Origin of the sequence: Synechococcus sp. CCY 9618, assembly GCF_019038415.1 — a bacterium.
Taxonomy (GTDB): domain Bacteria; phylum Cyanobacteriota; class Cyanobacteriia; order PCC-6307; family Cyanobiaceae; genus Cyanobium.
In genome coordinates, this window is sequence record NZ_JAFKRG010000093.1 from 1 (window position 1) to 369 (window position 369).

Here is a 369-nt window from a genome sequence, read left to right on the forward strand (position 1 = left end):
CGGCCACGCCCATCATGTGGAACGGGTTCAGGGTCCAGTTGTGGAAGCCCTGCAGGAACAGCAGGAAGCGGAAGATCGCCGCCACACCGAAGGAGGGAGCGAAGAACCAGCTGCTCTGACCCAGCGGGTACATCAGGAAGACACTGACGAACACCGCGATCGGACCGGAGAAGGCGATGGCGTTGTAGGGGCGGATGCCGACCAGGCGGGCAATCTCGAACTGACGCAGCATGAAGCCGATCAGGGCGAAGGCGCCGTGCAGGGCCACGAAAGGCCAGAGGCCACCGAGCTGGATCCAGCGGACGAAGTCACCCTGGGCTTCCGGACCCCAGAGCAGCAGCAGGCTGTGACCCATCGCGTCGGCAGGAG

At 64.8% G+C, this 369-nt stretch carries 1 pseudogene; it reads right to left on the reverse strand.

Annotated elements, in window-relative coordinates:
* Positions 1–369: pseudogene (locus tag KUG41_RS15280) on the reverse strand (photosystem II D2 protein (photosystem q(a) protein)); the annotation flags it as partial.